The organism is Rhodoferax mekongensis (assembly GCF_032191775.1).
GTDB classification, from domain to species: Bacteria; Pseudomonadota; Gammaproteobacteria; order Burkholderiales; family Burkholderiaceae_C; genus Allorhodoferax; species Allorhodoferax mekongensis.
Map to the genome: position 1 here is coordinate 1,367,290 of NZ_CP132507.1, position 23,602 is coordinate 1,390,891.

Annotated in this window: 17 protein-coding genes; 10 read left to right on the forward strand and 7 right to left on the reverse strand. The window is 62.3% G+C overall.

Going from position 1 to position 23,602, the window contains the following annotated elements:
- The first annotated feature begins 44 nt into the window (after positions 1 to 44).
- A complete protein-coding gene (locus RAN89_RS06725; RefSeq protein ID WP_313868839.1) occupies positions 45 to 3,545 on the forward strand; it encodes an error-prone DNA polymerase in 3,501 nt (1,166 codons plus the stop codon).
- 19 nt (positions 3,546 to 3,564) lie between these two features.
- Here the strand turns inward: RAN89_RS06725 and RAN89_RS06730 are convergent, their stop codons facing one another.
- Positions 3,565 to 4,161 carry a hypothetical protein gene (locus RAN89_RS06730; RefSeq protein ID WP_313868840.1) on the reverse strand — a complete coding sequence of 199 codons (597 nt, stop codon included), beginning with the start codon at positions 4,159 to 4,161 and terminating at the stop codon, positions 3,565 to 3,567.
- A gap of 231 nt (positions 4,162 to 4,392) precedes the next feature.
- On the opposite strand from RAN89_RS06730, the gene RAN89_RS06735 reads away from it, so the two are divergent.
- The 3 genes from RAN89_RS06735 (at position 4,393) to RAN89_RS06745 (ending at position 6,428) form a co-directional block, all read left to right on the forward strand.
- The gene (locus RAN89_RS06735) at positions 4,393 to 4,932 is read left to right on the forward strand and encodes an FxDxF family PEP-CTERM protein (protein ID WP_313868841.1); all 540 of its coding nucleotides are present in this window, start codon (positions 4,393 to 4,395) and stop codon (positions 4,930 to 4,932) included.
- Between the two features lie 119 nt (positions 4,933 to 5,051).
- On the forward strand, positions 5,052 to 6,011 hold the full coding sequence (locus tag RAN89_RS06740) for a chemotaxis protein CheX (RefSeq protein WP_313868842.1): 960 nt from the start codon (positions 5,052 to 5,054) through the stop codon (positions 6,009 to 6,011).
- Positions 6,012 to 6,056: 45 nt separating this feature from the next.
- A complete protein-coding gene (locus tag RAN89_RS06745; RefSeq protein WP_313868843.1) occupies positions 6,057 to 6,428 on the forward strand; it encodes a response regulator in 372 nt (123 codons plus the stop codon).
- Here RAN89_RS06745 and RAN89_RS06750 read toward each other — a convergent pair.
- From RAN89_RS06750 to RAN89_RS06760, 3 genes are all read right to left on the reverse strand, one after another.
- On the reverse strand, positions 6,421 to 9,003 hold the full coding sequence (locus RAN89_RS06750; protein ID WP_313868844.1) for a DUF3857 domain-containing protein: 2,583 nt from the start codon (positions 9,001 to 9,003) through the stop codon (positions 6,421 to 6,423). The genes RAN89_RS06745 and RAN89_RS06750 overlap by 8 nt on opposite strands.
- 340 nt (positions 9,004 to 9,343) lie before the next feature.
- The gene (gene iolG / locus RAN89_RS06755; RefSeq protein ID WP_313868845.1) at positions 9,344 to 10,339 is read right to left on the reverse strand and encodes an inositol 2-dehydrogenase; all 996 of its coding nucleotides are present in this window, start codon (positions 10,337 to 10,339) and stop codon (positions 9,344 to 9,346) included.
- Between the two features lie 48 nt (positions 10,340 to 10,387).
- The gene (locus RAN89_RS06760; RefSeq protein ID WP_313868846.1) at positions 10,388 to 11,260 is read right to left on the reverse strand and encodes a MurR/RpiR family transcriptional regulator; all 873 of its coding nucleotides are present in this window, start codon (positions 11,258 to 11,260) and stop codon (positions 10,388 to 10,390) included.
- A gap of 124 nt (positions 11,261 to 11,384) precedes the next feature.
- Between RAN89_RS06760 and RAN89_RS06765 the strand changes: the two genes are divergently transcribed.
- Genes RAN89_RS06765 through RAN89_RS06785 form a run of 5 tightly spaced genes read left to right on the forward strand, consistent with a single transcriptional unit; the run spans position 11,385 to position 18,571 of the window.
- A complete protein-coding gene (locus RAN89_RS06765; protein ID WP_313868847.1) occupies positions 11,385 to 13,349 on the forward strand; it encodes a bifunctional 5-dehydro-2-deoxygluconokinase/5-dehydro-2-deoxyphosphogluconate aldolase in 1,965 nt (654 codons plus the stop codon).
- A gap of 22 nt (positions 13,350 to 13,371) precedes the next feature.
- On the forward strand, positions 13,372 to 15,243 hold the full coding sequence (iolD, locus tag RAN89_RS06770) for a 3D-(3,5/4)-trihydroxycyclohexane-1,2-dione acylhydrolase (decyclizing) (RefSeq protein ID WP_313868848.1): 1,872 nt from the start codon (positions 13,372 to 13,374) through the stop codon (positions 15,241 to 15,243).
- Between the two features lie 27 nt (positions 15,244 to 15,270).
- Positions 15,271 to 16,197 (forward strand): myo-inosose-2 dehydratase, encoded by a 927-nt coding sequence (iolE, locus tag RAN89_RS06775; RefSeq protein WP_313868849.1) that lies wholly within the window; start codon positions 15,271 to 15,273, stop codon positions 16,195 to 16,197.
- An 18-nt stretch (positions 16,198 to 16,215) separates the two neighbouring features.
- Positions 16,216 to 17,034 (forward strand): 5-deoxy-glucuronate isomerase, encoded by an 819-nt coding sequence (iolB, locus tag RAN89_RS06780; protein WP_313868850.1) that lies wholly within the window; start codon positions 16,216 to 16,218, stop codon positions 17,032 to 17,034.
- Between the two features lie 22 nt (positions 17,035 to 17,056).
- The gene (locus RAN89_RS06785; RefSeq protein ID WP_313868851.1) at positions 17,057 to 18,571 is read left to right on the forward strand and encodes a CoA-acylating methylmalonate-semialdehyde dehydrogenase; all 1,515 of its coding nucleotides are present in this window, start codon (positions 17,057 to 17,059) and stop codon (positions 18,569 to 18,571) included.
- A gap of 106 nt (positions 18,572 to 18,677) precedes the next feature.
- On the opposite strand, the gene RAN89_RS06790 is transcribed toward RAN89_RS06785, so the two are convergent.
- Genes RAN89_RS06790 through RAN89_RS06800 form a run of 3 tightly spaced genes read right to left on the reverse strand, consistent with a single transcriptional unit; the run spans position 18,678 to position 22,087 of the window.
- The gene (locus RAN89_RS06790; protein ID WP_313868852.1) at positions 18,678 to 19,355 is read right to left on the reverse strand and encodes a GntR family transcriptional regulator; all 678 of its coding nucleotides are present in this window, start codon (positions 19,353 to 19,355) and stop codon (positions 18,678 to 18,680) included.
- Positions 19,352 to 20,731, reverse strand: coding sequence for an aspartate aminotransferase family protein (locus tag RAN89_RS06795; protein ID WP_313868853.1), 1,380 nt, complete (start codon positions 20,729 to 20,731; stop codon positions 19,352 to 19,354). The genes RAN89_RS06790 and RAN89_RS06795 overlap by 4 nt, the downstream gene beginning before the upstream one ends.
- 15 nt (positions 20,732 to 20,746) lie before the next feature.
- Positions 20,747 to 22,087 (reverse strand): glutamine synthetase family protein, encoded by a 1,341-nt coding sequence (locus RAN89_RS06800; protein ID WP_313868854.1) that lies wholly within the window; start codon positions 22,085 to 22,087, stop codon positions 20,747 to 20,749.
- 177 nt (positions 22,088 to 22,264) lie between these two features.
- Here RAN89_RS06800 and RAN89_RS06805 point away from each other — a divergent pair, with 177 nt between their 5' ends.
- Positions 22,265 to 23,452, forward strand: coding sequence for an MFS transporter (locus RAN89_RS06805; protein WP_313868855.1), 1,188 nt, complete (start codon positions 22,265 to 22,267; stop codon positions 23,450 to 23,452).
- The last annotated feature ends 150 nt before the right edge of the window (positions 23,453 to 23,602 follow it).

Consider the following 23,602-nt stretch of genomic DNA (forward strand, 5'->3'; position numbering starts at 1 on the left):
ATAGCATGCACCTCGCTAGTAAACTGTATTTTTATACAGTTTAAATGCAAGCCCCCAAGCCCATCAAGCCCCAGCCGCCGGTAGCCACCACGCCACCGGCCTATGCCGAGCTGCATTGCCTCTCCAATTTCAGCTTCCAGCGCGGTGCCTCGCAGCCGGAGGAGCTGGTGGAGCGGGCGCACCGGCTCGGGTATGCGGCGCTGGCCATTACCGACGAGTGTTCGGTCGCCGGGGTGGTGCGCGCGCATGGCGAGGCGCAGCGCTTGGGGCTCCAGCTGCTGCCGGGGGCGGAGTTTGCAGTGCCTTACCCGGCTGCGCAGGGTGGTGTGGCGGTGGGGGCCAGCTTCACCGTGGTGGTGTTGCCGCACAACCTGCAGGGCTGGGGCAACCTGTGCGAGTTCATCACCCGCGCGCGCATGGCGGCGCCCAAGGGCGATTACCGGGTCGCTTGGTTGGGGCAGCCAGACGCCTCGCCCTGGCACACGCTGCGGCATTGCGAGGTGCTGCTGCATCTGCCCCTTGCTATCAAAACAGAAGCTGCTTGCGCAATAGCGATGAGCGCTAGAGGCCTTTTTGGTATCAATTCTTGGCTGTCGGTCACTGCGGGTCTGGGCGGCATGCAGGCTTGGGAGCGGGCGCACTGGCAGCAGATTGCGGCGGTGAGCGGGCTGGCCCCACTTGCCACCGGGCAGGTGCGCATGCACACCCGCTCGCGCAAGCCGCTGCACGATGTGCTGACCGCCGTGCGCTGCGGCCTGCCGGTGGTGCAGTGCGGCTTTGCGCTGCAGGCCAATGCCGAGCACCACCTGCGCAGTCGCGCCCGGCTCGCGGCCCTATTCACCCCCGACGAGTTGGCCCACACGCTGGTGGTGGCGGGGCGCTGCAGCTTCACGCTGGATGCGCTGCGCTACCAGTACCCCATGGAGGCGGTGCTGCCCGGCCACACCCCGGCGCAGACCCTGCGCCAGTACACCGAAGCGGGCGCTTTGGAGCGCTACCCACCAGCCACGCACCCCCATGGCATGCCACCCAACGTGCGCACGCAGGTAGAGCATGAGTTGGCCCTGATTGCCGACATGCAGTACGAGATGTACTTCCTGACCGTGCACGACCTGGTGCGCTTTGCGCGGGGGCGCGGCATTCTGTGCCAGGGGCGCGGCTCGGCGGCGAACTCTGCGGTCTGCTACTGCCTGGGCGTGACCGAGGTGGACCCCAGCCGCATGAACGTGCTGTTTGAGCGCTTCATCTCCAAGGAGCGCGACGAGCCACCCGATATTGACGTCGACTTTGAGCACCAGCGGCGCGAAGAGGTCATCCAGTACATCTACGCCAAATATGGCCGCGAGCGTGCCGCCATTACCGCCGTGGTGGCAAGTTACCGCCCGCGCAGCGCGCTGCGCGATGTGGGGCGGGCGCTGGAGATTCCTGAGGTGCTGATTACGGCCATGGCCAAGGAGCACCCCGGCATGTACAGCCGTGCGGTACTGGTGGAGCGGCTGCAGGATGCTATCGAAAAAGTAGCTGGTTGCGCAGATTCTGCGGGCGCTAGGGGTGGTTTTGATGCTCAATCTCCGGCGTGCAGCGTGGGGGCCGGGAGCCAGAGCGGCAGGGCGCCCAGCTCCGTGTCCCCCGCCCGCGTTGCGGGCTCCTCCTTGACCTACGCTGAACGCCCTGCCGCTCTGGCTCCCTCAGGTGGCGTCGCTGAGCGGGGTGGTTCTTTTGGGACTGGTTCGCAAGCATCGGCCCCTCGCGGTCTGCTGGTGGACGGTTCGCCCCTGCCGCCTTTGCGCCGCCTGCAACTCTGGCTGGACCTGGCCACACAGCTGCAACGCTTCCCTCGCCACCTCAGCCAACACGTAGGCGGCTTTGTGCTCACGCAAGGCCCGCTGACGCGGCTGGTGCCGGTGGAAAACGCGTCCATGCCAGACCGCTCTGTCATTCAGTGGGACAAGGACGACCTGGACGCGGTGGGCCTCTTGAAAGTGGATGTGCTGGCCCTGGGCATGCTCAGCGCCATACGCCGCTGCCTGCACCTGATCGGCCAGTGGCGCGGCACGCCCATGCGCATGCAAGACGTGCCCGCCGAAGACCCTGCCACCTACGCCATGATTTGCCAGGCGGACACGGTGGGCGTGTTCCAGATTGAGAGCCGCGCGCAAATGAGCATGCTGCCGCGCCTGAAGCCGCAGTGCTTTTACGACCTGGTGGTGGAGGTGGCCATCGTGCGGCCAGGGCCGATTCAGGGGGGCATGGTCCACCCGTATCTGAAGGCGCGTGCCAACCCGCAGGCGGTGACGTATGCATCCCCCGGCTTGGAAGAGGCGTTGAAGCGCACCTTGGGTGTGCCGATTTTTCAGGAGCAGGTGATGCAAATCGCCATGGCGGCTGCCGACTTCACGGCGGGCGAGGCCGACCAGCTGCGCCGCTCCATGGCCGCCTGGAAGCGCAAGGGCGGTGTGGGCAAGTTCTACGAACGGTTGGTGGGCGGCATGCTTAAAAACGGCTACACGCAAGACTTTGCCGACACGCTGTTCAAGCAGATTGAGGGCTTTGGCGAATACGGCTTTCCTGAGAGCCATGCAGCCAGTTTTGCGCTGTTGGTGTACGTGAGCTGCTGGCTCAAGCGGCATGAGCCAGCTTGCTTTCTGGCGGCCATGCTCAACAGCCAGCCGCTGGGCTTTTACGGACCAGCACAGCTGGTGCAAGACGCCCGCCGCCATGGCGTGGAAGTGCGTGCGGTCGATGTGCTGCACAGCGCGTGGGACTGCACGCTGGAACAGCCGCAAGCGCAACGCCCCACCGCAAATGGATGGGCGCTGCAAACCCAACCTGCCATCCGATTGGGGCTGCGCATGGTGAGTGGCTTGCAGAGAGAAGTGGCCGAGCGCATCTGCGCGGAGCGGAAAAACGGACTCTTCAACAGCACCCAAGACCTGGCTCTGCGCTGCGCCCTCGATGCAGGTGACCTCAAAGCGCTGGCCAGTGCCGATGCCCTCATCAGCCTCAGCGGTCACCGCCGCCAGCAGGTGTGGGACGCCTCCGCGCTGCGCCCCGCGCCCGCGCTGCTACAAGGGGTGCCGATTGAGGAAGAGGTGTTGGCGCTGCCCCCGGCCGACGAGGGCGAAGAAGTGACCTTCGACTACGCGGCTACCGGCCTCACTTTGCGCTCCCACCCCTTGCTACTATTGCGCGAGCAGCTATCAAAACAGAAGCTGCTCACGGCGGCCCAGATGCGCGATTACCCCAGCGGTCGCCTGGTGCGCGCCTGCGGCATCGTCACCGCACGGCAGCAACCGGGCACCGCCAAAGGCGTGGTGTTCGTGACGCTGGAGGACGAGACCGGCAGCGTGAACATCATCGTCTGGAAAGCGGTGAAAGAGCAGTTCCGCGACGCGGTGTACCGCGCCCGGCTGATGGCGGTCTACGGCGTGTGGCAGCGTGACGAGGCCACCGGCGGCCAAGTCCGCCATGTGATTGCCAAGCGCGTGGTGGACATGACGCACCTGCTGGGTGAACTGGCGACGACTAGCCGAGACTTTCACTGAGTGCGGCGTATGCGCCGGATCAGAACTTGCGCCTGAAGCCGAAGCTCAAAAAATCTTCCCCGTTGGCGCCATAGTTGTTCAGCAGGTCGTAGATGGCGCAGCGGTGGTGCAAGCGCACAAAGAACTCACTGTCTTTGGATTGAGGGCGCGAAAACGCGGCTTCTACAAACAAAAAGTTCAGCGTACGGCTGCCGCGCCCATCGGGTCCCCGCTCCATCGGGCCGACTTGGCTGGTATAGGAGTAGCCCAAGGGCGCCAGACGAATGTCTGTGCGTAGCGTGTCGCGCCAGGGCAGCCCGCTCCACCGCAGGGCGGGCGCCACTGCGATCTCGGTCAGATTGGCCATGCCGGCTTGCTGACCCAGCATGCCGTCAAGTTCAATGGCAATCGGCCACTCGCTATGCCTCCACAGCGTTTTGCTGCCAGTCACAGCCAGCATGTAGTGCTCCGCATAGTTCGCGCGTCCTGCCAGTGCACCGGCGGGCTCCGCATCGTGATATTTGCCCGCATAGACGCCGATGCTCCAGTCTGATTCATCGGCATGGGCAGCAGTAGTAGCTGATAGGACAAACATCCATACCAACCAGGACAACGATGGCCGGAGCAAATGAAGCATAGGTGCAATTGGCAGTTGATAGGGAGGATGCTATTCAGACATCAAGGGCTAGCGCAAATGGAACTTCCAATGTCCGCATATTCGTCGGGGAGAAGCCTGCCCTAGTCCAAACGGACAGACTGAGAGTGCGCAAGCGCACGGAGGCAACAAGCCCTGGGCAAAACAATGATCACGAGTGCTCAAGGTGCCACCTTGATGCCAGCTCAACCAACCCATCCTCCGGAGCTCCCCATGAAATTGAAAGCCCTCACCCTTGCCGCCACAGCGGCGCTCTGCCTTGCGGCCAATGTACAAGCCGGCACCATGAACGTGTCCCTGAACCAAACGGCGCCCGGTTATTGGCAGGCGGATTTTTACTCTAACAATTTGACCGGTCCGTTGTTGGGCGGGTTCGTGGGTGTTCCCGGCACGGACACCATCTCATTCCAGGGAAACAATGTGCCATGGGAGGCCGGTCAGTACTACGTCGAGTTGAATTTCATGGAGAAGGCGAGTGGCAGCACACCAACCATCGATCCCATCACGGTGACATCAGCGACCCTGAACTCGATTCCGGTGAGCTACATCGCCAAGCGTTCATTCGACGTGGATGGCACCACACAGCCGCCCTTTATCTTGAATATCAACGGCTACACCAATGCGCCCATGGCGGGATATCACGGTTCGATTTCTATCACTGCCGTTCCGGAGCCTGAAACCTATGCCATGTTGTTGGCGGGTCTGGGGCTGATGGGTGCCATTGCCCGCCGCCGTAAGGCCAAAAACATGTAAGCTGCAAACCTGCGCCTTACTCATCAGCGGGCCATCCGGCCCGCTTTTTTCACGGCCGCCCACTGTTGCCGGTGTAGGATGCCCACAGGGAGTCCCACCCACTCTGCGAGGCCTGCGCGATGACTGATACCACCCAACTGGAAGCCAAGGTGTTGCTGCTGGAGCACGATGCCCAGCAGTGCAAAGTGCTTACCGATTTTTGTGATTCCGTGGGCCTGATGCCCTTGTTGCGTACCTCGCACGATGCCCTTGCATGCCTGGAGCAGCACAAGGACTTGGCTGGTGTACTGCTGGCCGAAGACCTGCCTTGCGGTAACCGTGACGCGCTGCACTTGGCTGAGTCCATTCACCGCTTGCGGCCTGAGCTGCCCATCTTTCTCCGTCGTACCGCCAGTGGAGACCTGGATGCGCTGTACCGTGAATTCATCCGTTACCCATGGAGCACCGGCGACGTCGAGCAATTACGCGCCGGCGTGGAGCGGTCGATATTCAGCCTGCGCTACCCCACTGCTCTGGTGGAAGGCATTGTGGATTTGACGCTGACTTCCATGCGCTCCATGTTCCCGAACGCCAACGTGACGGCCGAGCCACCTTATGTAGTGCACGACCGCATCATCCATGGCGAAGTGTCCACCATCATTCCGATCGAAAGCACCTGGTGCCGCGGCTACATGATGTTGCAAACCGAAGAAAGTGCACTGCGCCAGGGCATGCTCAAGGGTTTCAGCTACGAGGGGGTGGGCGGTGAGCTTAACTTTCGCGACCTCAACAACATGCTGGGCGAAACCACCAATCTGATCTGGGGTGCTTTCAAAAACCGCTACATTGCCCCTGTAGGTACTGCCACGCAGCTGGCCCAGGTGCCGATTGTGATCAACCATGCGCACAAATACATCTCTTTCGGGTCGCCCGATCCGCAGTTGTGTATTCGCTATTCGCTGTCGGAGTCCGGTCGGCGCGGTGGCCAGCCGCTGGTGATCGTGCAGCGGTTTATATTCAACCTCCATTGGTCACCCGAGCAATTCGCAGAATACGCAGCGTCAAGCTCCAGCGATGCCGGTGAACTGGATCTGTTTTAAGCAACTCAAAGCGTCAACTTCGGTGCGGATGGGAAGAGGGTAGAGATGGCGAATGTTCTGGTGGTGGACGATTCCAGCACGATGCGGGAAATCGTTTCCGGCTACTTAAACAAACACGGTTTTGATGTGGCACTTGCCACGGATGGTCGCGATGGTTTGGTCCAGCTGAAGGCTGACCCCGGCATCAAGCTGGTGGTCAGTGATATCAACATGCCCAACATGGACGGCTTGGCCATGGCCGACAAAATCCGCAACGAGCTGGGCAACAAGTCAGTGCACATCATCATGCTCACCACCGAGGACAACCCGGTCATGCGCGAGCGCGGCCGTGCCATCGGCGTGACCGGATGGATCGTCAAGCCCTTCCGCGGTGATGCGGTACTCGGGCCATTCAAGAAGTTCTGCGGCATTACTTAAGCAGCACCGTGGCGAGTTCGTATTCCATGAAATGAATGACGCCTGTGTCCAGGGTTTTCTGCAGATAGCGACGGTAGTCCCCTTCGCGGCCTGATGTCTGAGACCACAGCGCCAGATAAAAGTAGGCTTCGCACAGGTTGAGCGTGCGCTCTTCGCGTGATTTTGTCGCTTCAATTTTTTGGAGCATGGCCTGAGGAGACTCAATGCCCGATATCACCTTGAGCAAGGGATTCGGCCAACCAGCCTGTGTCACATCAGTATTGCCGGGCAATCCAAGCTGCTTTCGGGCGAGTGCTTGCCAGACCCGCATGAAGCCGTTGTTCAGGCCGCTTTCTGAAGATTTTTCCGCCTGTTCGAAGTCTCTTAACGCTCCTGCGTAGTTTCCGGAAACATAGCGGACTTGGCCTCGTCGCAAATAAGCTGAACTTGGCTCACTACCCATTCCGATGGCCTTGTTCAGATCGCTCTCTGCTGCTTGTAATCGCTTGTTCCGCATGTTCCAAGTGGCTCGAACTTGGAACGCAATCCCCAGGTTCGGGCTGCGTCGCACGGCCTGGGTGATGTCAGCCTCGGCCTCCGGCATCTGACCCAGGTCCATGTACGCAGCGGCTCGTTGCAGATAGACCTCTGCCATGTCTTCATCTGCGATCTTTCCTGTGTCAATGATTTTGCTTGCCGCTACGATGGCCCTCTTGCGATTGGCTTCCGCTTGGTCGCGATAGTTTTCCCGGCTGTTGACGCTGGCCGACACGTTGTCTTCTCTAACGATCACGATATCTGTCAACTTTTTCTGGGCATCCTGGTAGGCCTTGACGAAGTCCGCCATGCCTCCGGGAAGAATTTCGTCCGCCATTACCTTCAGGTCCGCTTGAAATGTGAAGACGTTGCCCCGAAAGCTGCGGAAAGTGTTGAGTTGGAAAAAAGGGGTGTCCATCTTGTCTTCGATGGGGTCGTCTTGTCCTTGGATTTCCGGCGGAAACTCAACTTCCACCCTGTACGTCTGGATGGAGCCAGGCATCGGCAGGCCTAGGGGAAGCCATCGGTCTTTGTCCAAACCGCCCTGACTCAGCGCACCGAGCAACTGTTGCGCGTTGAAGCGCGCGAACCAGATTCCGCTGGTGTTGTCCCGACTCAATAATCGTTCAATGGTGTAGGCCTCTTCAATTTCAAACTGGTTCAAGGCCTGAATGTCTTTGCTGACCGGAAACCCGTTGCGCTTGCGTGCGCTCGGGTACCGTTGCAGGTAATTGTCGGTCAGGAACTGCAGACGGGTTGACTCGGGCTGCTGTTTTTGTGACTGACGGGTAATTTCCGCCAAAGCTCCTTGGAGACTGGTGGAGATGGTTGTGGTGGACTCTTTGTCCAGTCCACCTACCTTGACGGATTCCAGAATGCTGAGTTGCAGGTTGGCTTGGCTGTAGCCCAGGGCCTTGAGGTGAACGTAATAGGGAGCATCACGCTGGATAACCAGACCGACGCTGCGTTGCAGCTTTCCGCTTTGGTGTTCCAGGGGCAAATCCTCGGCATTGAGCGTGGCATCAATCATTTGCTCCGAGCGGTCGCTGTAGACCACCTGTACCACGGCATGATCGAATGCCAATGGTGTTGGCAGGCTTCCCAAAATGCGTCTTCCCATGGAATCGGATACCAGTACCGGATTGGCCCGGACACCCATCGCGCGAAGCAGCGTGACCAACAAAAGCGCCTTGTCTTTGCAATCACCAAAACGCCGTTCCAGTGTTACGTCGGGTTGCTGTGGCCGGTGAGTGTTCTCGCTGATTGAGACAGAAAAGTAGCGAATATCGTCTTGGACAAACTTGGCAGCTTTGGCGATCGCCTGCTTTTGCGAGACGCCGGCAGACAATGCTTTTGCCAGAGAGTTGATGGCTGGGGAGGCCGGTTCCGTCCTGAAGAGCTCCGCGGCCCACTGGTGCACGTCGTACCAACTTCCCATGGAACTCAGTTGGAGAATCAGAAACGGAGAGTAGTCTTTCGGTAGTTTGTTGTCGTAGAAGGCGGGCAGTACTTGGGTCTGGGTAAAGACCTGCTCCTTGTACCGGCCACCGAAAACACTTCCGTTGGACGGTGCCTCTTTGAATTGCGGCCCCATGAATTGGCTGGCAATTTTGATTTCCGGGCTGTGTAGTAGGCGCACTTGGCGCTTGTGCACGTACTGCGGATGGTTCCAATTCACATTGGCAACAAAATGTTCTCCAAACACGGGGTTCTGGCCTGTCACCGAGTAGGCGACATCGATCACATCACCTGCACGCGCATCTGGGATTTGGCCTATGGCTGCAGACTTACCACTCAACATCAGCCGCTCAAGCCCGCTTTCCACCTTGGAGACGCGGAAGGTCATGGATTTGAGGACCGGGATTCTCTGGCCGCCCCGGATCAGGTCAATCCGGTGAATCTTTACCGATTGGTAATCCGGCGAATAGTCCAGGCGGAAAACCCCTACATCGGTTAGCGCAGATGTTTGCTGGATCCTAGTGATGCGGCGTTCATACGTCACTGATCTGGAGCCGCTGGCCAGAATTTCGCTTCCCCAATATTCGATGTATGCGCCCAATGTCGCAATGCCAGGGGGGACAGCTACCACAGAGGCCGGCACTGCCTCTCGGGCCTCGACCCATTCCGGCTCCGGCCCCGTACTGAGTTTGTTGGCCCTGTCCAAGTCCTGTGCCCGGGACGTATGGGGGAGCGCCAGTGCAAGGACAAAAAAGGCGAGAAACACGCCTACGAAACGAATGAATAAACCTCGCACACAGCCCCCCTTTTATTTGGGTCAGGATGCTAGCAAAGGTTTTCGCCACGTAAAGGGCTTGTATGTAGGGAGAGACCCTTGCCGCTGTCTATCACGCGACGAACCTTTCACCACAGCTTGCGTGTGGTGAAAGGTTCCTTCATTGTCAGAACGTAATGATGCGGTTGCCAGCCGCGCTCTCTGCCGCCGCGTCCGCCAGAATCTGCGCATCGACACCGTCTTGCACCGAGGTGCGGAAGCTGCCACCGTTTTGCAGCTGGGTGAAGAAGTGCTCAATCTCCAGACGGTAAGCCGCTGCGTAGCGCTGCAGGAAGAAAGCTTCGGGGTTGTCTTGCGAGGTGCCTTGGGCGGTGGCCTGCGTTACTTCGCTGGGCTTGTGGTTGCCGCATTGCAGCATTCCTTGAGAGCCGATCACTTCAAAGCGCTGGTCGTAGCCGTAGGCGGCGCGGCGCGTGGTGTTGATCTGGCACAGGCGGCCCTTGACGGTCTTGATGGTCACTGCAGTGCAATCAAAGTCGCCGGCTTTGCCGATGGCAGGGTCCGTCAGGCAGGAGCCGGTGGCGCTCAGCCAAGCGGCCTTGTCGCCATCGCCACACAAAATCCAGCGGAACACGTCGAAGTCGTGAATCAGCATGTCGCGGAAGATGCCGCCGGACTGCTGGATGTATTCCACGGGTGGCGCGCCGGGGTCGCGGCTGGTGATGACCAGCATTTCGGGGTTGCCGATGTCGCCACGGTCCAGGCGGGTCTTGGCTTCATTGAAGGTGGGGTCAAAGCGGCGCTGGAAACCGATCATGCAAGCTACACCGGCCTGGGCCACCACAGCCGCACAAGCACGTGCGCGCTCGGCAGACAGGTCCACAGGCTTTTCACAAAAAATGTGCTTGCCGGCCTGGGCCGCGCGGGTGATCAGGTCGCTGTGCGTGGTGGTGGGGCTGCCGATGACGACCGCGTCAATCGACTTGTCCGCAAAGATGGCTTCCACGCTGTCCACGCGTGCGCCGTGTTCCTGGGCGAGCGATGCCGCGTTGGCGGCCATCGGGTCACTCACCGCAGTGAGTTCAATGCCGGGCATGGCGGCGAGGTTGGCGGCGTGGATGCGGCCGATACGGCCGGCACCGAAGAGAGCAACTTTTTTCATGGTGGGGTCTGGGTGTAAGTGGAGGGGAAAAACAAAAACGCGCGCAGCTCAGCTTGCGCGCGGACGGGTGGGTTCGTACTGCAGCTCCAGCCGGTAGGCCAATGCCATGAACAGGCTTTGCACGACGGCCATGGTGTTGGTCAGCGCACGGAATCCGAAGACGCTGGTTTCATTCACCAGGATCGAGGTTTGTGCAAACCGCGCCATGGGACTCAGGCTGCTGTCGGTAATGCAAATGATGCGGGCGCCACGCGCGTGGGCGTCCGCCACGATGCTTTCGGTCTCCGCCGCATAGGGTGCGAATGAAATGGCCACCATAACATCCCCGGGCCGCAGGCCGCGCAGCTGCCCGTCCTGCATGTTGCCCAGGGCGGTGATGTGCTGCACCCGCTTGTCGGTGTGCTGCAGGGCATAGGCCAAGTAGGTGGAGATGGCAAACGAGCGGCGCGAGGCCATCAGCCACACCGTGTCTGCATGGAACAGCAGGTCCACCGCTTCCTCAAACGCGGGCTCCTGCAAGCTGCTTTGCAGCTCTTCCATTCCGGCAATCCCGCCGCCAATGACGGCATGCACGATGTCAGCACCTGTCAGGTCTTTGGCTTCGGACTCAATGGCACTGCGGATGCGCGACTGGTAATCCCTGCTGGGCGAGATATGGCGCGCCAGCCCGTCCCGGAACAGCTTTTGCATTTCCGTAAAGCCGGTAAACCCGAAGTGCTTGGCAAACCGGATCACCGCGCTGGGCTGCACTTCGCACTGCTCCGCCACCTGCTGGATGGACTGAATGCCCAGCTGCCCACGGTGCTGCTCCACGTACGTACCGATCTGCTTGAGCTGCCGGCTTAAAGACGCGTAGCCTGCCGCAATCGCTGCGATCAGAGCTTCTTCGCTATCGGGGGCGGTGGGGGTGGTGGGGCTCATGTGCTGTCGGTAATTGAAACAAATTATCCATCAATAAAAAACTTTGAAACGAAAATTTGTTCATTGAACTATACTAAATCGAAAAATAATTCTATTTTCTAAAGTTCTTCGATCAGGAAGCACCATGACACAACTGAAATTTCCGCAGGGGCGCGACATCGACCTGGCCTGCCTAGGCCGGCTGGCCGTGGACCTGTACGCCGAGCAATTCGGCAGCGCCCTGGAAGACGCGCGCAGCATGGCCATGTACCTGGGTGGTAGCTCCGCCAATCTGGCCTTTGGCGTAGCCCGCCTGGGTTGCAAGAGCGCCATGATCTCCCGCGTGGGCAACGAACAGATGGGCCGTTTTCTCACCTCCACCTTGCAGGCCAATGGCTGCGATGTGAGCCAGGTGCAGATCGACCCCCAGCGCCTTACCGCCCTGGTTCTGCTGGGCATCAAGGACCGCGACACCTTCCCCTTGCTGTTCGTGCGAGAAAACTGCGCTGACATGGCGGTAGACGCGGCGCTGATCGATGAATCCTTTATCGCCCGCTGCCGTGCACTGGCCATCACCGGCACCCACCTTTCCACCACCGGTACCCGTGCTGCGTCTACCCGCGCTCTGGAGTTCGCCCGCAAGCATGGCGTGGTGCGCGTGCTGGACATCGACTACCGCCCCGTGCTCTGGGGTCTGACCAGCCGCGGCGCAGGTGAAAACCGCTATGTGGCCGATGCCGCTGTCACCCGGCAATTGCAAGAAATGCTGCCGCAGTTCGACCTGCTGGTCGGCACCGAAGAAGAGTTCTTCATTGCGGGTGGCGTGCCCAACGACCTCATGGCCAGTCTGCGCGCTGTGCGTGCGCACAGCCAGGCCGTGCTGGTGGTCAAGCGGGGCGCTGCAGGTTGCACCGTGATTGAAGGCGCCATTCCCGCTGCGATTGACGATGCGCCCACCTTCCAGGGCGAGCGGGTTGAAGTGCTCAATGTGCTCGGCGCGGGGGATGCGTTTCTCTCCGGCCTCATGGCCAGCCTCTTGCAGGGCAAAGACTGGGCGCAATCCACCCAGACGGCCAATGCCTGCGGCGCCATCGTGGTGTCCCGCCACGCCTGCTCTGCCGCCATGCCCACGCCACCCGAGCTGGTGCACTGGTTCGGCGGTAGCCGCAACCCGCAGGTCGATGCGGACCAGCAATTGGCCCACCTGCACCGCGTCACCGCGGCACGCCCGGTGTGGATTGAGTTGTGCGTTATGGCCTTTGACCACCGCAGCCAGTTTTACGACCTGTGCCGCCAGGCAGGCGCCCCCGAGTCCCGCATTCCGGCTCTCAAGAAGCTGCTGGTCACCGCTGCAGAGCGTGTGGAGCAGGGCAGCTGCTTGCAAGGCGCCACCGGCGTGCTAGTGGATGGCGGCAGTTACGGTGCCGACGCATTGGCCAGCGCCACAGGCCGGGGCTGGTGGGTAGGTCGCCCGGTGGAGCTGCCCGGCTCGCGCCCCTTGCGGTTTGACGGCACCCGCTCCATTGGCACTGCACTTACCCATTGGCCCACCCAGCAAGTGGTCAAGTGCCTCGTGCACTACCACCCGGACGACCACTACACCCTGCGCCTGGAGCAAGAGCAAAAAGTACTGGAGCTGTGGGAAGCCACCCGCGCCAGCGGCAATGAACTGCTGCTCGAAATCATCCTGCCCAAGGCCCTGGTGGTCGCGGGCGAGGAAGACGCCGCCGTGCTGCGCGCCGTCAAGCGCTTCTACAACCTGGGCGTCAAGCCCGAGTGGTGGAAGCTGGCCCCCATGCAAGAGAGCGGCTGGGCCGAATTGAAGGCGCTGATCGACGAGCGCGACCCGTATTGCCGTGGGGCCGTCATCCTCGGGTTGAACCAGCCCATTCCCCATTTGGTAGAGAGCTTCAAGCTGGCCACCAACCCGGTAGTCAAGGGCTTTATGGTGGGCCGTAGCCTCTGGGCCGACGCCTCATTAACATGGCTGTCCGGCCGCATGTCTGACGAAGAATTTGTGACCGAGGTTGCCGGCAACTTCACCACCCTGGTGAACGCATGGCGAGCACGTCGTGGTTCTAGCCACGCTTCTTCAGCGGCAGCAGCCTGAACCCCGCAGGACGGAGATTTACATGACGACAACCCAACGACTCACGCTCTCGCAAGCTCTGGTCAAGCATCTCGCCGCCCTCAAGGTGGAAATGCATGACGGCAGCATCCAGCCCTACTGCGGCGGGGTGTTCACCATCTTCGGGCACGGCAATGTGGCCGGTTTCGGCGAAGCCTTGTGGGCCGAGCGCCAGGCGCTGCCCACCTACCGCGCCCATAACGAGCAGGGCATGGCCCATGCCGCCATCGCCTATAGCAAGGCGCACATGCGCCAGCGCATCATGGCAGTCAGCACCAGCATTGGCCCCGGCGCCACAAATTTGGTCACCGCTGCCGCCGTAGCGCATGTGAACCGTCTGCCCGTGCTGCTGCTGCCCGGCGACACCTTTGCCTCCCGCGCGCCGGATCCGGTGCTGCAGCAGGTCGAGAGTTTTCAGCAGGGCGACCTGAGCGCCAACGATTGCTTCCGCCCGGTGACGCGCTTCTTTGACCGCATCACGCGCCCCGAGCAAATCCTTACCGCCTTGCCGCGTGCCATCCAGATCATGACGGACCCTGCAGCCTGCGGTCCGGTGTGCCTGGCGCTGCCGCAGGACATCCAGACCCATGCGTTTGATTGCCCCGAGAGCTTCTTGCACCCCGAGCTGATCCAGTTCCGCCGCCCGCCCCCTGATGCGCGCGAACTGCAAAAGGCAGTCGCTTTGCTGAAGACAGCCAAGCAGCCCCTCATCGTGGCCGGTGGTGGTGTGCTCTACAGCCACGCGGGCGAGGCGCTACGTGCCTTTGCCGAAGCGCATGGTGTGCCCGTGGTCGAGTCGCATGGCGGCAAGAGCAGCCTGGCGTGGGACCACCCCCTGAATCTCGGCGCCATCGGCGTGGACGGTGCGCCCAATGCCAATGTGCTGGCCCGCGAGGCCGATGTGGTCTTTGCCGTGGGCACCCGCCTGCAAGACTTCACTACCGGCTCGCACGCCCTGTTTGCCAACGCCAGGTTGCTCAGCCTCAACGTGCAAAGTTTTGACGCCAGCAAGTGGAGTGGCACCGCCTTGGTGGCCGATGCGCTGGTGGGTCTGCAAGCCTTGAGCGCAGCGCTGGGCACATGGGCGGCAGACAGCGCCTGGACTGCGCGCGCCCAACAACAAGCAGCGCTGTGGAACGCGCGGGTCACCGAGCTCACCACCGCCGCGCCCCAGCCAGGCGTGCTGCCTTACGACGCCGAGGTGATTGGCGCCGTGCGCGACTCCCTCAACGACGCAGGTGGCGACAGCGGTGTGCACGACGTGGCCATTTGCGCCGCCGGCACCCTGCCTGCCGAGCTGCACAAGCTCTGGCGCGCCAGCCGGCCCGGCAACTACCACATGGAATACGGCTATTCCTGCATGGGCTACGAGATTGCAGGCGGCCTGGGCGTCAAGCTGGCCCGGCCTGAGCAAGAGGTCATCGTACTGGTGGGCGATGGCTCGTACATGATGATGAACTCCGAGCTGGCCACCTCCGTAATGCTGGGCAAAAAGATCATTGTCGTGGTGCTGGACAACCGCGGTTACGGCTGCATCCAGCGCCTGCAAACCGCGTCGGGTAGCCCGGCCTTCAACAACCTGCTGGACGACTGCATTGGCGAGGGCGGCGAGGCCAGCAGCATCGACTTTGCGCTCCACGCCCGCAGCATGGGTGCAGACTCCGTGCATGTGGCCAACGTGGCCGAGCTCAAGGCCGCCATGGTCAAAGCCCGCGCTGCCACACGCAGCCAGGTACTGGTGATCGACACCACCCACACCCGTACCACCGAGGGCGGCTGCTGGTGGGAGGTGGCGATTCCCGAAGTGTCCGCGCGCAGCGAGGTGCTGGACGCCCATGCCCGCTATGTCGCCGGCAAGCAAGAACAACGTGTTTGATTTTTAGATTCAGAAAGAAGCATTGATATGACCTGGAACGTCCGCATCGGCATCAACCCCATCTCCTGGTTCAACGACGACATGCCCTCCCTGGGCGGCGAAACTCCGTTGGAAACCGCGCTGCGCGAAGGCAAAGAAATCGGCTACGTCGGCTTTGAGCTGGGCAACAAATTCCCCAAAGACGGCCCATCGCTCAAAGCCAAGCTTGATGAGTACGGCCTGGCCTGCGTGTCCGGCTGGTACTCCGGTTTTTTGGCCGAAGTAGCACCCGGCCAGAGCAATGCCGACGCCGTAGCCGCCGAGATCGAGCGCTGCAAGGCCCACATGAGCAAGCTGCAATACAACGGCGTGAACGTGGTGGTGTATGGCGAGTGCGCAGGCACTGTGCAAGGCCAGATGGGCACCCCCGTCAACAAGCGCCCCCAGTTCGCAAGCGAGGCCCTCTGGCAAGGCTACGCCGAGCGCCTGAACGCATTCGGCGAGCACCTCATCCAGACCTACGGCATCAAGCTGGCCTACCACCACCACATGGGTGCCTATGTGGAGTCCCCGGCTGACATCGACAAGCTGATGACGCTCACTGACCCCGCCAAGGTTTTCCTGCTGTACGACACAGGTCACGCCTATTTCGGGGGCGCAACCGACCCGGTGGTCTTGCTCAAAAAGCACGTCAAACGCGTGGTGCATGTGCACTGCAAAGACGTGCGTACCCCCGTGATTGCCCAAGCCCGCAATGATGGCTGGAGCTTTTTGCACGGCGTGCTCAACGGCACCTTCACCGTGCCCGGCGATGGCACCATCGACTATGCCGCCGCCCTGCAAGTGCTGCGCGACGCGGGCTATGAAGGCTGGCTGGTGGTTGAGGCCGAACAAGACCCTGCTGTTGCCCCCAGCTACCAGTACGCCCAAAAGGGCTACCAGACCCTCAGCGCTCTGGTCAAAAGCATCGCCTGATTTGCAAAGGACATCACCATGGTCAGCCCCCTCTTAGCCAAGGCCGCGCCCTCGGGTCGCGAGATTGTCAACGTCACTCCCGAGCGCGCAGGCTGGACGCACGTGGGCTTCCGCGCCGTGCGCCTCGAAGCTGGTGCTATCGAAATCGTAGCTACCGGCGCACGTGAGCTGTGCGTGGTGGTGCTCACAGGCTCTGTGGACGTGACGGTGGACGGCACCACCTATGCCAACCTCGGCACCCGCGACAGCGTGTTTGACGAAAAGTCCCCCGCCGCTGTGTACGTGCCTGCGGGCATGACGGTCACGCTGCGCGGTGTGCGCAATGCCGAAGTCGGCCTGTGCACCGCACCCACTGACTCACAAGAGCGCACCGTGCGGGTGATAGACCCCGCCACCATGCGCCGCAGTGTGCGTGGCAAGGGCACCAACACCCGCTATGTGTGCGACATCCTGCCGCACGACGACCCCACCGCAGCCCACCTGCTGGTGGTGGAGGTGATGACCCCCGCCAGCCACAGCAGCAGCTACCCGCCCCACAAGCACGACGTGGAGCAGCCACCCGTGGAGACGCTGCTGGAAGAAACCTACTACCACCGCCTCAACCCGCCACAGGGCTTTGCCTTTCAGCGCGTGTACACCGACGACCGCAGCATCGACGAGGCCTGCGCCGTCGAGAACCACGATGTGGTCATGGTGCCCAAGGGCTATCACCCGGTGGTGGCACCCCACGGCTACGACTCGTATTACCTGAACGTGATGGCGGGCCCCAACCGCTTCTGGGTCTTCAAGAACGACCCCGCCCACGAATGGATGCTGGCCCCTGCTGCCGGTACCTGACCCTTTTAGAGAAACACATTCCATGTCCCAAGTTACTGCCATCTCCCACTACATCCAAGGCCAGGTTACCCCCGGCACCAGCGGCCGCGCCCAGGATGTCTTTAACCCCGCCACCGGCCAGGTCACCGGCTCGGTAGCGCTTGCCAACGGGGCAGAGGTCAACGCTGCAGTGGCTTCAGCGCAAGCGGCATTCCCGGCCTGGGCGGACACACCGCCCATCCGCCGCGCGCGCATCATGTTCAACTTTCTGCAGTTGTTGAACGAGCACAAAGACGCCCTGGCCCGCATGATCACTGCCGAGCACGGCAAGGTGTTTACCGATGCGCAAGGCGAGGTGTCCCGGGGTATCGACATCGTCGAATTCGCGTGCGGCATTCCGCAGCTGCTCAAGGGCGACTTCACCGACCAGGTCTCCACCGGCATCGACAACTGGACCCTGCGCCAGCCACTCGGCGTAGTGGCCGGCATCACGCCGTTCAACTTCCCGGTCATGGTGCCGGCATGGATGTTCCCCGTCGCCATTGCTGCGGGCAACACCTTTGTGCTCAAGCCCAGTCCGATTGACCCGTCCCCCAGCCTCTACATTGCCGATTTGCTCAAGCAAGCCGGCCTGCCCGATGGCGTGTTCAACGTGGTGCAGGGCGACAAAGAAGCGGTGGACGCCCTGCTGGTGCACCCCGATGTGAAGGCCGTGAGCTTTGTGGGCTCCACACCCATTGCCAACTACATCTACGAGACCGGTGCCCACCACGGCAAGCGCGTGCAGGCCCTGGGCGGCGCCAAGAACCACATGGTGGTCATGCCCGATGCGGATGTGGACCAGGTGGTGGACGCCCTCATCGGCGCAGGCTACGGCTCCGCCGGCGAGCGCTGCATGGCCATCAGTGTGGCGGTGCTGGTGGGCGATGTGGCCGACAAGGTCATCCCCAAATTGCTGCAGCGCACCAAGACGCTCAAGGTGCTCAACGGCACCAACCTCGCGGCTGAGATGGGCCCCATCGTCACCCAGGCCGCGCACAAGCGCATCAGCGGCTACATAGCCCTCGGTGTGCAAGAAGGCGCCACGCTGCTGGCCGATGGCCGGGGCTTTGACGGCACACAAGCGGGCGAAGGCTGTGGCGGTGGCTTCTGGCTCGGCGGCACGCTGTTCGACCACGTGACCCCCGAGATGCGCATCTACAAGGAAGAAATCTTTGGCCCCGTGTTGGCTTGCGTGCGCGTTCCCGATTTTGCCCAAGCGCTGCAGCTCATCAACGACCACGAATTCGGCAACGGCGTCGCCTGCTTCACCCGCGACGGCAATGTGGCGCGTGAGTTCAGCCGCCGCGTGCAGGTGGGCATGGTGGGCATCAATGTGCCGATTCCGGTGCCCATGGCCTGGCACGGCTTTGGGGGCTGGAAGAAGAGCCTGTTCGGCGACATGCACGCCTACGGCGAAGAAGGCGTGCGCTTCTACACCAAGCAAAAGTCCATCATGCAGCGCTGGCCCGAGAGCATTGGCAAGGGGGCGGAGTTTGTGATGCCCACCGCCAAATAACTGCCAGCCAAGTAATCACAAGCAAAATCGTGCTCTGGCGCTCATGGAATGTGCGCGGGCAGCTTCTGTTTTGAAAGCAAACAGGCGACTCGGCGGGTCGCCTTTTTTATTTCCGCTTCTTGTCCACGCACGCCGCGCGCAAAAACTGGCCGGCTACAAAGATGTCGCGTTCCACCGCGCGGCGCACGGCGGCGCTGTCGCGCTGGGCGAGGGCTCGCACCAGATCGTCGTGGGCGTCGTTGAGCACGGCGCTCGCATCCGGGGTGTCAAACAGGCGGTTGGAGATGGGGCCGGCGCGCAGCCACAAGGTGTCTATCAGCTGATACAGCAGGGGTGAGCCGGCAGCCTTGTAGAGCATCACATGGAAGTCATCGTTGATGTCCAGGTAGCGCTTGGCTTCACCCGCTTGCAAGGCGGCGGCCATGTCGGCGCTCCAGCCTTGCAGGGTGGCAATTTGCGCCGCATCCAGCCGCAGGCAACCCCGCTCGGCGGCTTCGCCTTCCAGCAGCAAGCGCATTTGCATCAGGTCGTCAAACTCGGGCAGCGAGAGGCGGGGTACGGTCACACCCGCGTTCGGCACGTTGATGAGTGCCCCCTCTGCAGCCAAGCGCTGCAAGGCGGCGCGCACCGGCATCTGGCCCACGCCCATGTCGGCCGCCACATTGCGGATTTTGAGCCGCTCGCCGGGCAGAAAGCGCCCCACCGTGATCCACTGCCGCAGCGTGGTGTACACGCGGTCCTGGTCGGTGCTGGTGCCGTTCTCTGGGGTGGGGGCTTCGCTCATGGGGCGATAGTGTCCACCACAAACGCCTCCATGCCGGCCACCAGGCGGTCCACATCGTCGGCGGTGGTGTCGGGGCACACCAGCATCATGTTGTGAAAGGGCGTGATCACCAGGCCCCGATTCAGCAGGTAGAGGTGAATGTTCTGCTCCAGCGCCGGGTTCAAGATGCGGTCCGCCTCGCTGCCGTTGCGCGGTGGCGTGGGGGTGAACTGGAACTCGGTGCGCGCACCCACTTGCGTTACACACCAGCCCAGGCCGTGGCGCGCAATCATGGCGCGCAGGCCATCCGCCAAGCGGGTAGCCAGGGTGAACATGTGGGCGTAGGCCGCCTCCGTCATCACCTCTGCCAGGTTGGCGCGCATGGCGGCCATGGTCAGCAAATTGGCGGTGAGCGTGGTGCCTATGCCGCTGTGGCCGGGCGGTGCGTTGCGCTTGGCGGCTTCGGCGCGGGCAGCCGCGTCGGCGCTAAATCCATACACCGCACAGGGCACGCCACCGGCCACCGGTTTGCCCAGTACCAGCAAGTCAGGTTGCAGGCCGTGGGCGCGGGTGTAGCCGCCGGGCCCGGTGCTGATGGTGTGGGTTTCGTCCATCAGCAGCAGCGTGCCGTAGCGGCGGCACAGGGCCTGCGCTGCCTCCCAAAAGCCGGGCTCGGGCAGCACCATGCCAATGTTGGTCATGGCCGGCTCGGCCAGCAGGCAGGCTACCTGGCCGTCGGCAAGTGCCGCTTCCAGCGCGGCCAGGTCGTTGAACTCCACGCTGCGCGTGGTGCGGGTGATGTCCACCACCTGGCCCAGCAGGCTGTCGCGTGTGCGGGGCTGGCCGTCCACCAGGTCCACAAACACATCGTCCACCGTGCCGTGGTAGCAGCCATTGAAGATCAGCACCTGCGTGCGCCCCGTGAGCGCGCGCGCCCAGCGGATGGCAAAGCGGTTGGCGTCCGACGCCGAGAGCGCAAACTGCCACACCGGCAGCCCGAAGCGGCGGGCCAGCTCCTCTGCCACCCACACGCCGTCTTCACCGGGCAGCATGGTGGTAATGCCTTGCGCCCCTTGCGCTGCAATGGCGCGCGCTATCGCTGGCGGGCTGTGGCCGAACATGGCACCCGTGTCGCCCAGGCAAAAGTCCACATAGCGGTGGCCGTCGGCGTCGGTCAGCCGCGCGCCCTGCGCGTGGGCCAGGTGCAGCGGGAAGGGAGTGGACCAGTCGCTCATCCAGTGCAGGGGCACGCCAAACATCAGGTGCTTGGCAGCCCGCTGTGACAGGGCGTGCGACGTGGGGTTGGCAGCTGCGTAGGCCGCGCGCTCGCGCTCGCGCACGGCGGCCAGGCGTTGCGGGTCGATGTGGCGAAACTTAGGTGTGGAGGTCTGTGTCATGGCAAGTCCCCCCCTTTACACCAACAGCAACAAGTGCTCGCGCTCCCAGGAGCTGATCACGCGGTTGTAGGTCGCGTATTCCAGCTCTTTCACGGCGCAAAAGGCATCCACAAAACCGGCACCCAGCACCTCGCGCATGGGCGCGCAGCTGCGCATGGAGGCAATCGCGTCTTCCAAGTGGCGGGGCAGCTCGTGGCTCACGTTCCAGGCGCTGTCGGTGGTGGGGGCGCTGGGCGTCAGGCCTTCGGTCATGCCCAGATAGCAACAGGCCAGCGTGGCGGCCATGGCGAGGTAGGGGTTCACGTCCACGCCCGGCACCCGGTTTTCCACCCGGCGATTGGCGGGGCTGGACTTGGGGATGCGGATGCCGCAAGTACGGTTGTCATGCCCCCAGCGCACATTGATGGGCGCCGACATAAAAGGCGAGAGCCGGCGGTACGAGTTCACATACGGCGCAAACATGGGCATGAGCTGCGGAATGTAGGCCTGCAGCCCCGCAATGCACTGCCCGAACAGCGGGCTGGCCGAGCCATCGGGCAGGCTGAAGATGTTGTTGCCCCCGGCATCCAGAATGCTCTGGTGGATGTGCATGGCGCTGCCCGGCTCCTGCTCCATGGGCTTGGCCATGAAGGTGGCAAAAATGCCGTGCCGCAGCGCCGTCTCGCGCACCGTGCGCTTGAACAAAAACACGCGGTCCGCCAGCTCCAGCGCATTGCCGTGGCTGAAGTTGATTTCCATCTGGCCGGGGCCGGCCTCGTGGATCAGCGTCTCCACGCCCAGGTTGTGCTGCTGGCAAAAGCTCGACAGCTCCATGAAGAAGGGGTCGAAGTCGTTGACCGCGTCAATCGAATAACTCTGCCGCCCCGCCTCGGGCTTGCCGGTGCGACCCAGGGGCGGCTGCAGCGGCTCGTGCGGGTTTTGCTGGCGGGCCACCAGATAAAACTCCATCTCAGGCGCCACCACCGGCGTCCAGCCGCGCTCGTCAAACAGCTTGAGCACGCGGCGCAGCACGCCGCGTGGCGAGATTTGCACTGGGCTGCCATCCCACTCCTGGCAGTCGTGGATCACCACCGCCACCGGCTCGGCCGCCCAGGGCACCACGCGGGCGGTGCTCACGTCGGGCAGGCACACCATGTCGGGGTCGGTGTCGCCCACATAGGGGCCGTTGTCCGGCTGCTGGCCATTCACCGTGTTGAGCAGCACGCTTTTGGGAATGCGCATTTCCCCCGCCGCCAAAAACAGGTTGCGCGGCAGGATCTTGCCGCGTGCAATGCCCGTCATGTCGGGGATGACGCACTCCACCTCGTGGATGCGGTGCTGGGTCAAAAAAGCTTCAATGGCGCTGGGTGTAGACATGCGAATGGCCGGGAGTGGAGATGGCCAAATTCTAGTGCGTCAAAGTCAATTTGTGATCACAAATAGTAGAATTAGCCGAAATTTAGATTTAAATTGATCATCTGTGATCGAAAAATCCATGAGTCAGCCCGGCTTTTGAACCGGCTAGACTCCCAACCCCGCCTTCGGTTTCGTTCCATGTCCAGCAACAATCCCACCCAGAGCGCCTACGACTGGCACACCATCACCGCGCTCAACATCGTGTCTACCCTGGCCCAGATCGGTCAGTTCGGCATCATCTTTGTCATCGTGCCGGTGTGGCTGGCCCTGCAGGGTTTGAGCGCCGCGCAGCTGGGCTTTTTTGCGGCTTCGTTGTGGATGGGGCAAATGCCCGGTCTGGTTCTGGCGCCCTGGCTGTGCCGCCACTGGGGTGCGCGCACCGTGGTGGTGGCGGGGCTGGCCTGCTCGGTGGTGGCGCTGGTGGGCATTGCTTGGGTGCCCATGGCGTCTTTGCCCTGGCCTGCATATCTGGCCTGCGGCGTGCTGGCCGGCTTGGGCATGGGACTGCGCTGGGTGGGGCTGGAGCCCTGGCTCTACAACATTGCCCCCGCTCATGCGCGCGGGCGCCTGGTGGGTTTTCATGAAACGCTGATTGCCGCGGCCCCCGTAGTGGCCCCGGCCATTGCCGCCTGGGTGGGTGTGCAAGGTCACACCATTTTGTGGGTGGGCGTGGGCTTTACCGTGTCAGCACTGGTGCCGCTGGCATTTGCCCGCACACCGCCCGTGGAGGAGGCACACCACGTCAACAGTTGGCGCCAGTCCGCCCAAGCGGCGTGGCCGCACCGCATCTTCCGGCAGGGGCTGCTGATCGCGCTGTGCGGTGGCATGCTGGAGTCGGCGCTGGCCGGTTTGTTTGCCGTGTTCGCGGGCGACCGCGGGTTTGAGGCAGAAGGCATTGCCCATTTGCTCACGGCTTTCGGGTTGGGTGGCCTGCTGCTGCAATACCCCGTAGGCTGGATGGCCGACCATTGGGGCCTGCGCGCCGCCGGCGCACTGGCCGCGCTGGGTACCGCCTTGGCTGCTGCGCTGTTGGCCCTTGCTTCGCAAGTCCCGGGCTTGCCCGGTGTGACTGTGGCGTTTGCCACCATGTTTGTGCTGGGCGGGTTGATCACCGCCTTCCTCACCCTGGCACTCATTTCCGCCACCAAGACCCCTACACCCGACATGGCCTGGAACGTCAGCAGCCTATCGATGGCCTATTCGCTCAGCGCCGTCGTCGGCCCGGTGGTAGCCGGGGGCGCCATGACCGCGACCAGCAGCGTTGCGCTGATGTGGTTTGCGGTAGCGGTGGGTGTGGTGATGATGGGTTTGCTATTGAAAAGATAGCTGGTTGCGCATATTCGGTGGGTGCTGGAGTCGAATTTGATGCTTGCTTTCGACCCCAAGCGGTCCTCCGCACTCCTTGAGTAGCTGCCCAAAAGCGGACATCCGATCTGTTAAAAATGAGGCGGGCTTACCGAGGTCCCCTTTGCAGCG

What these genes read in the sequence shown, in the direction of transcription:
- RAN89_RS06725 (WP_313868839.1), top strand. Translation starts at nt 45, where the DNA reads ATGCAAGCCCCCAAGCCCATCAAGCCCCAGCCGCCGGTAGCCACCACG.
- RAN89_RS06730 (WP_313868840.1), bottom strand. Translation starts at nt 4,161, where the DNA reads ATGCTTCATTTGCTCCGGCCATCGTTGTCCTGGTTGGTATGGATGTTT.
- RAN89_RS06735 (WP_313868841.1), top strand. Translation starts at nt 4,393, where the DNA reads ATGAAATTGAAAGCCCTCACCCTTGCCGCCACAGCGGCGCTCTGCCTT.
- RAN89_RS06740 (WP_313868842.1), top strand. Translation starts at nt 5,052, where the DNA reads ATGACTGATACCACCCAACTGGAAGCCAAGGTGTTGCTGCTGGAGCAC.
- RAN89_RS06745 (WP_313868843.1), top strand. Translation starts at nt 6,057, where the DNA reads ATGGCGAATGTTCTGGTGGTGGACGATTCCAGCACGATGCGGGAAATC.
- iolG (WP_313868845.1), bottom strand. Translation starts at nt 10,339, where the DNA reads ATGAAAAAAGTTGCTCTCTTCGGTGCCGGCCGTATCGGCCGCATCCAC.
- RAN89_RS06760 (WP_313868846.1), bottom strand. Translation starts at nt 11,260, where the DNA reads ATGAGCCCCACCACCCCCACCGCCCCCGATAGCGAAGAAGCTCTGATC.
- RAN89_RS06765 (WP_313868847.1), top strand. Translation starts at nt 11,385, where the DNA reads ATGACACAACTGAAATTTCCGCAGGGGCGCGACATCGACCTGGCCTGC.
- iolD (WP_313868848.1), top strand. Translation starts at nt 13,372, where the DNA reads ATGACGACAACCCAACGACTCACGCTCTCGCAAGCTCTGGTCAAGCAT.
- iolE (WP_313868849.1), top strand. Translation starts at nt 15,271, where the DNA reads ATGACCTGGAACGTCCGCATCGGCATCAACCCCATCTCCTGGTTCAAC.
- iolB (WP_313868850.1), top strand. Translation starts at nt 16,216, where the DNA reads ATGGTCAGCCCCCTCTTAGCCAAGGCCGCGCCCTCGGGTCGCGAGATT.
- RAN89_RS06785 (WP_313868851.1), top strand. Translation starts at nt 17,057, where the DNA reads ATGTCCCAAGTTACTGCCATCTCCCACTACATCCAAGGCCAGGTTACC.
- RAN89_RS06790 (WP_313868852.1), bottom strand. Translation starts at nt 19,355, where the DNA reads ATGAGCGAAGCCCCCACCCCAGAGAACGGCACCAGCACCGACCAGGAC.
- RAN89_RS06795 (WP_313868853.1), bottom strand. Translation starts at nt 20,731, where the DNA reads ATGACACAGACCTCCACACCTAAGTTTCGCCACATCGACCCGCAACGC.
- RAN89_RS06800 (WP_313868854.1), bottom strand. Translation starts at nt 22,087, where the DNA reads ATGTCTACACCCAGCGCCATTGAAGCTTTTTTGACCCAGCACCGCATC.
- RAN89_RS06805 (WP_313868855.1), top strand. Translation starts at nt 22,265, where the DNA reads ATGTCCAGCAACAATCCCACCCAGAGCGCCTACGACTGGCACACCATC.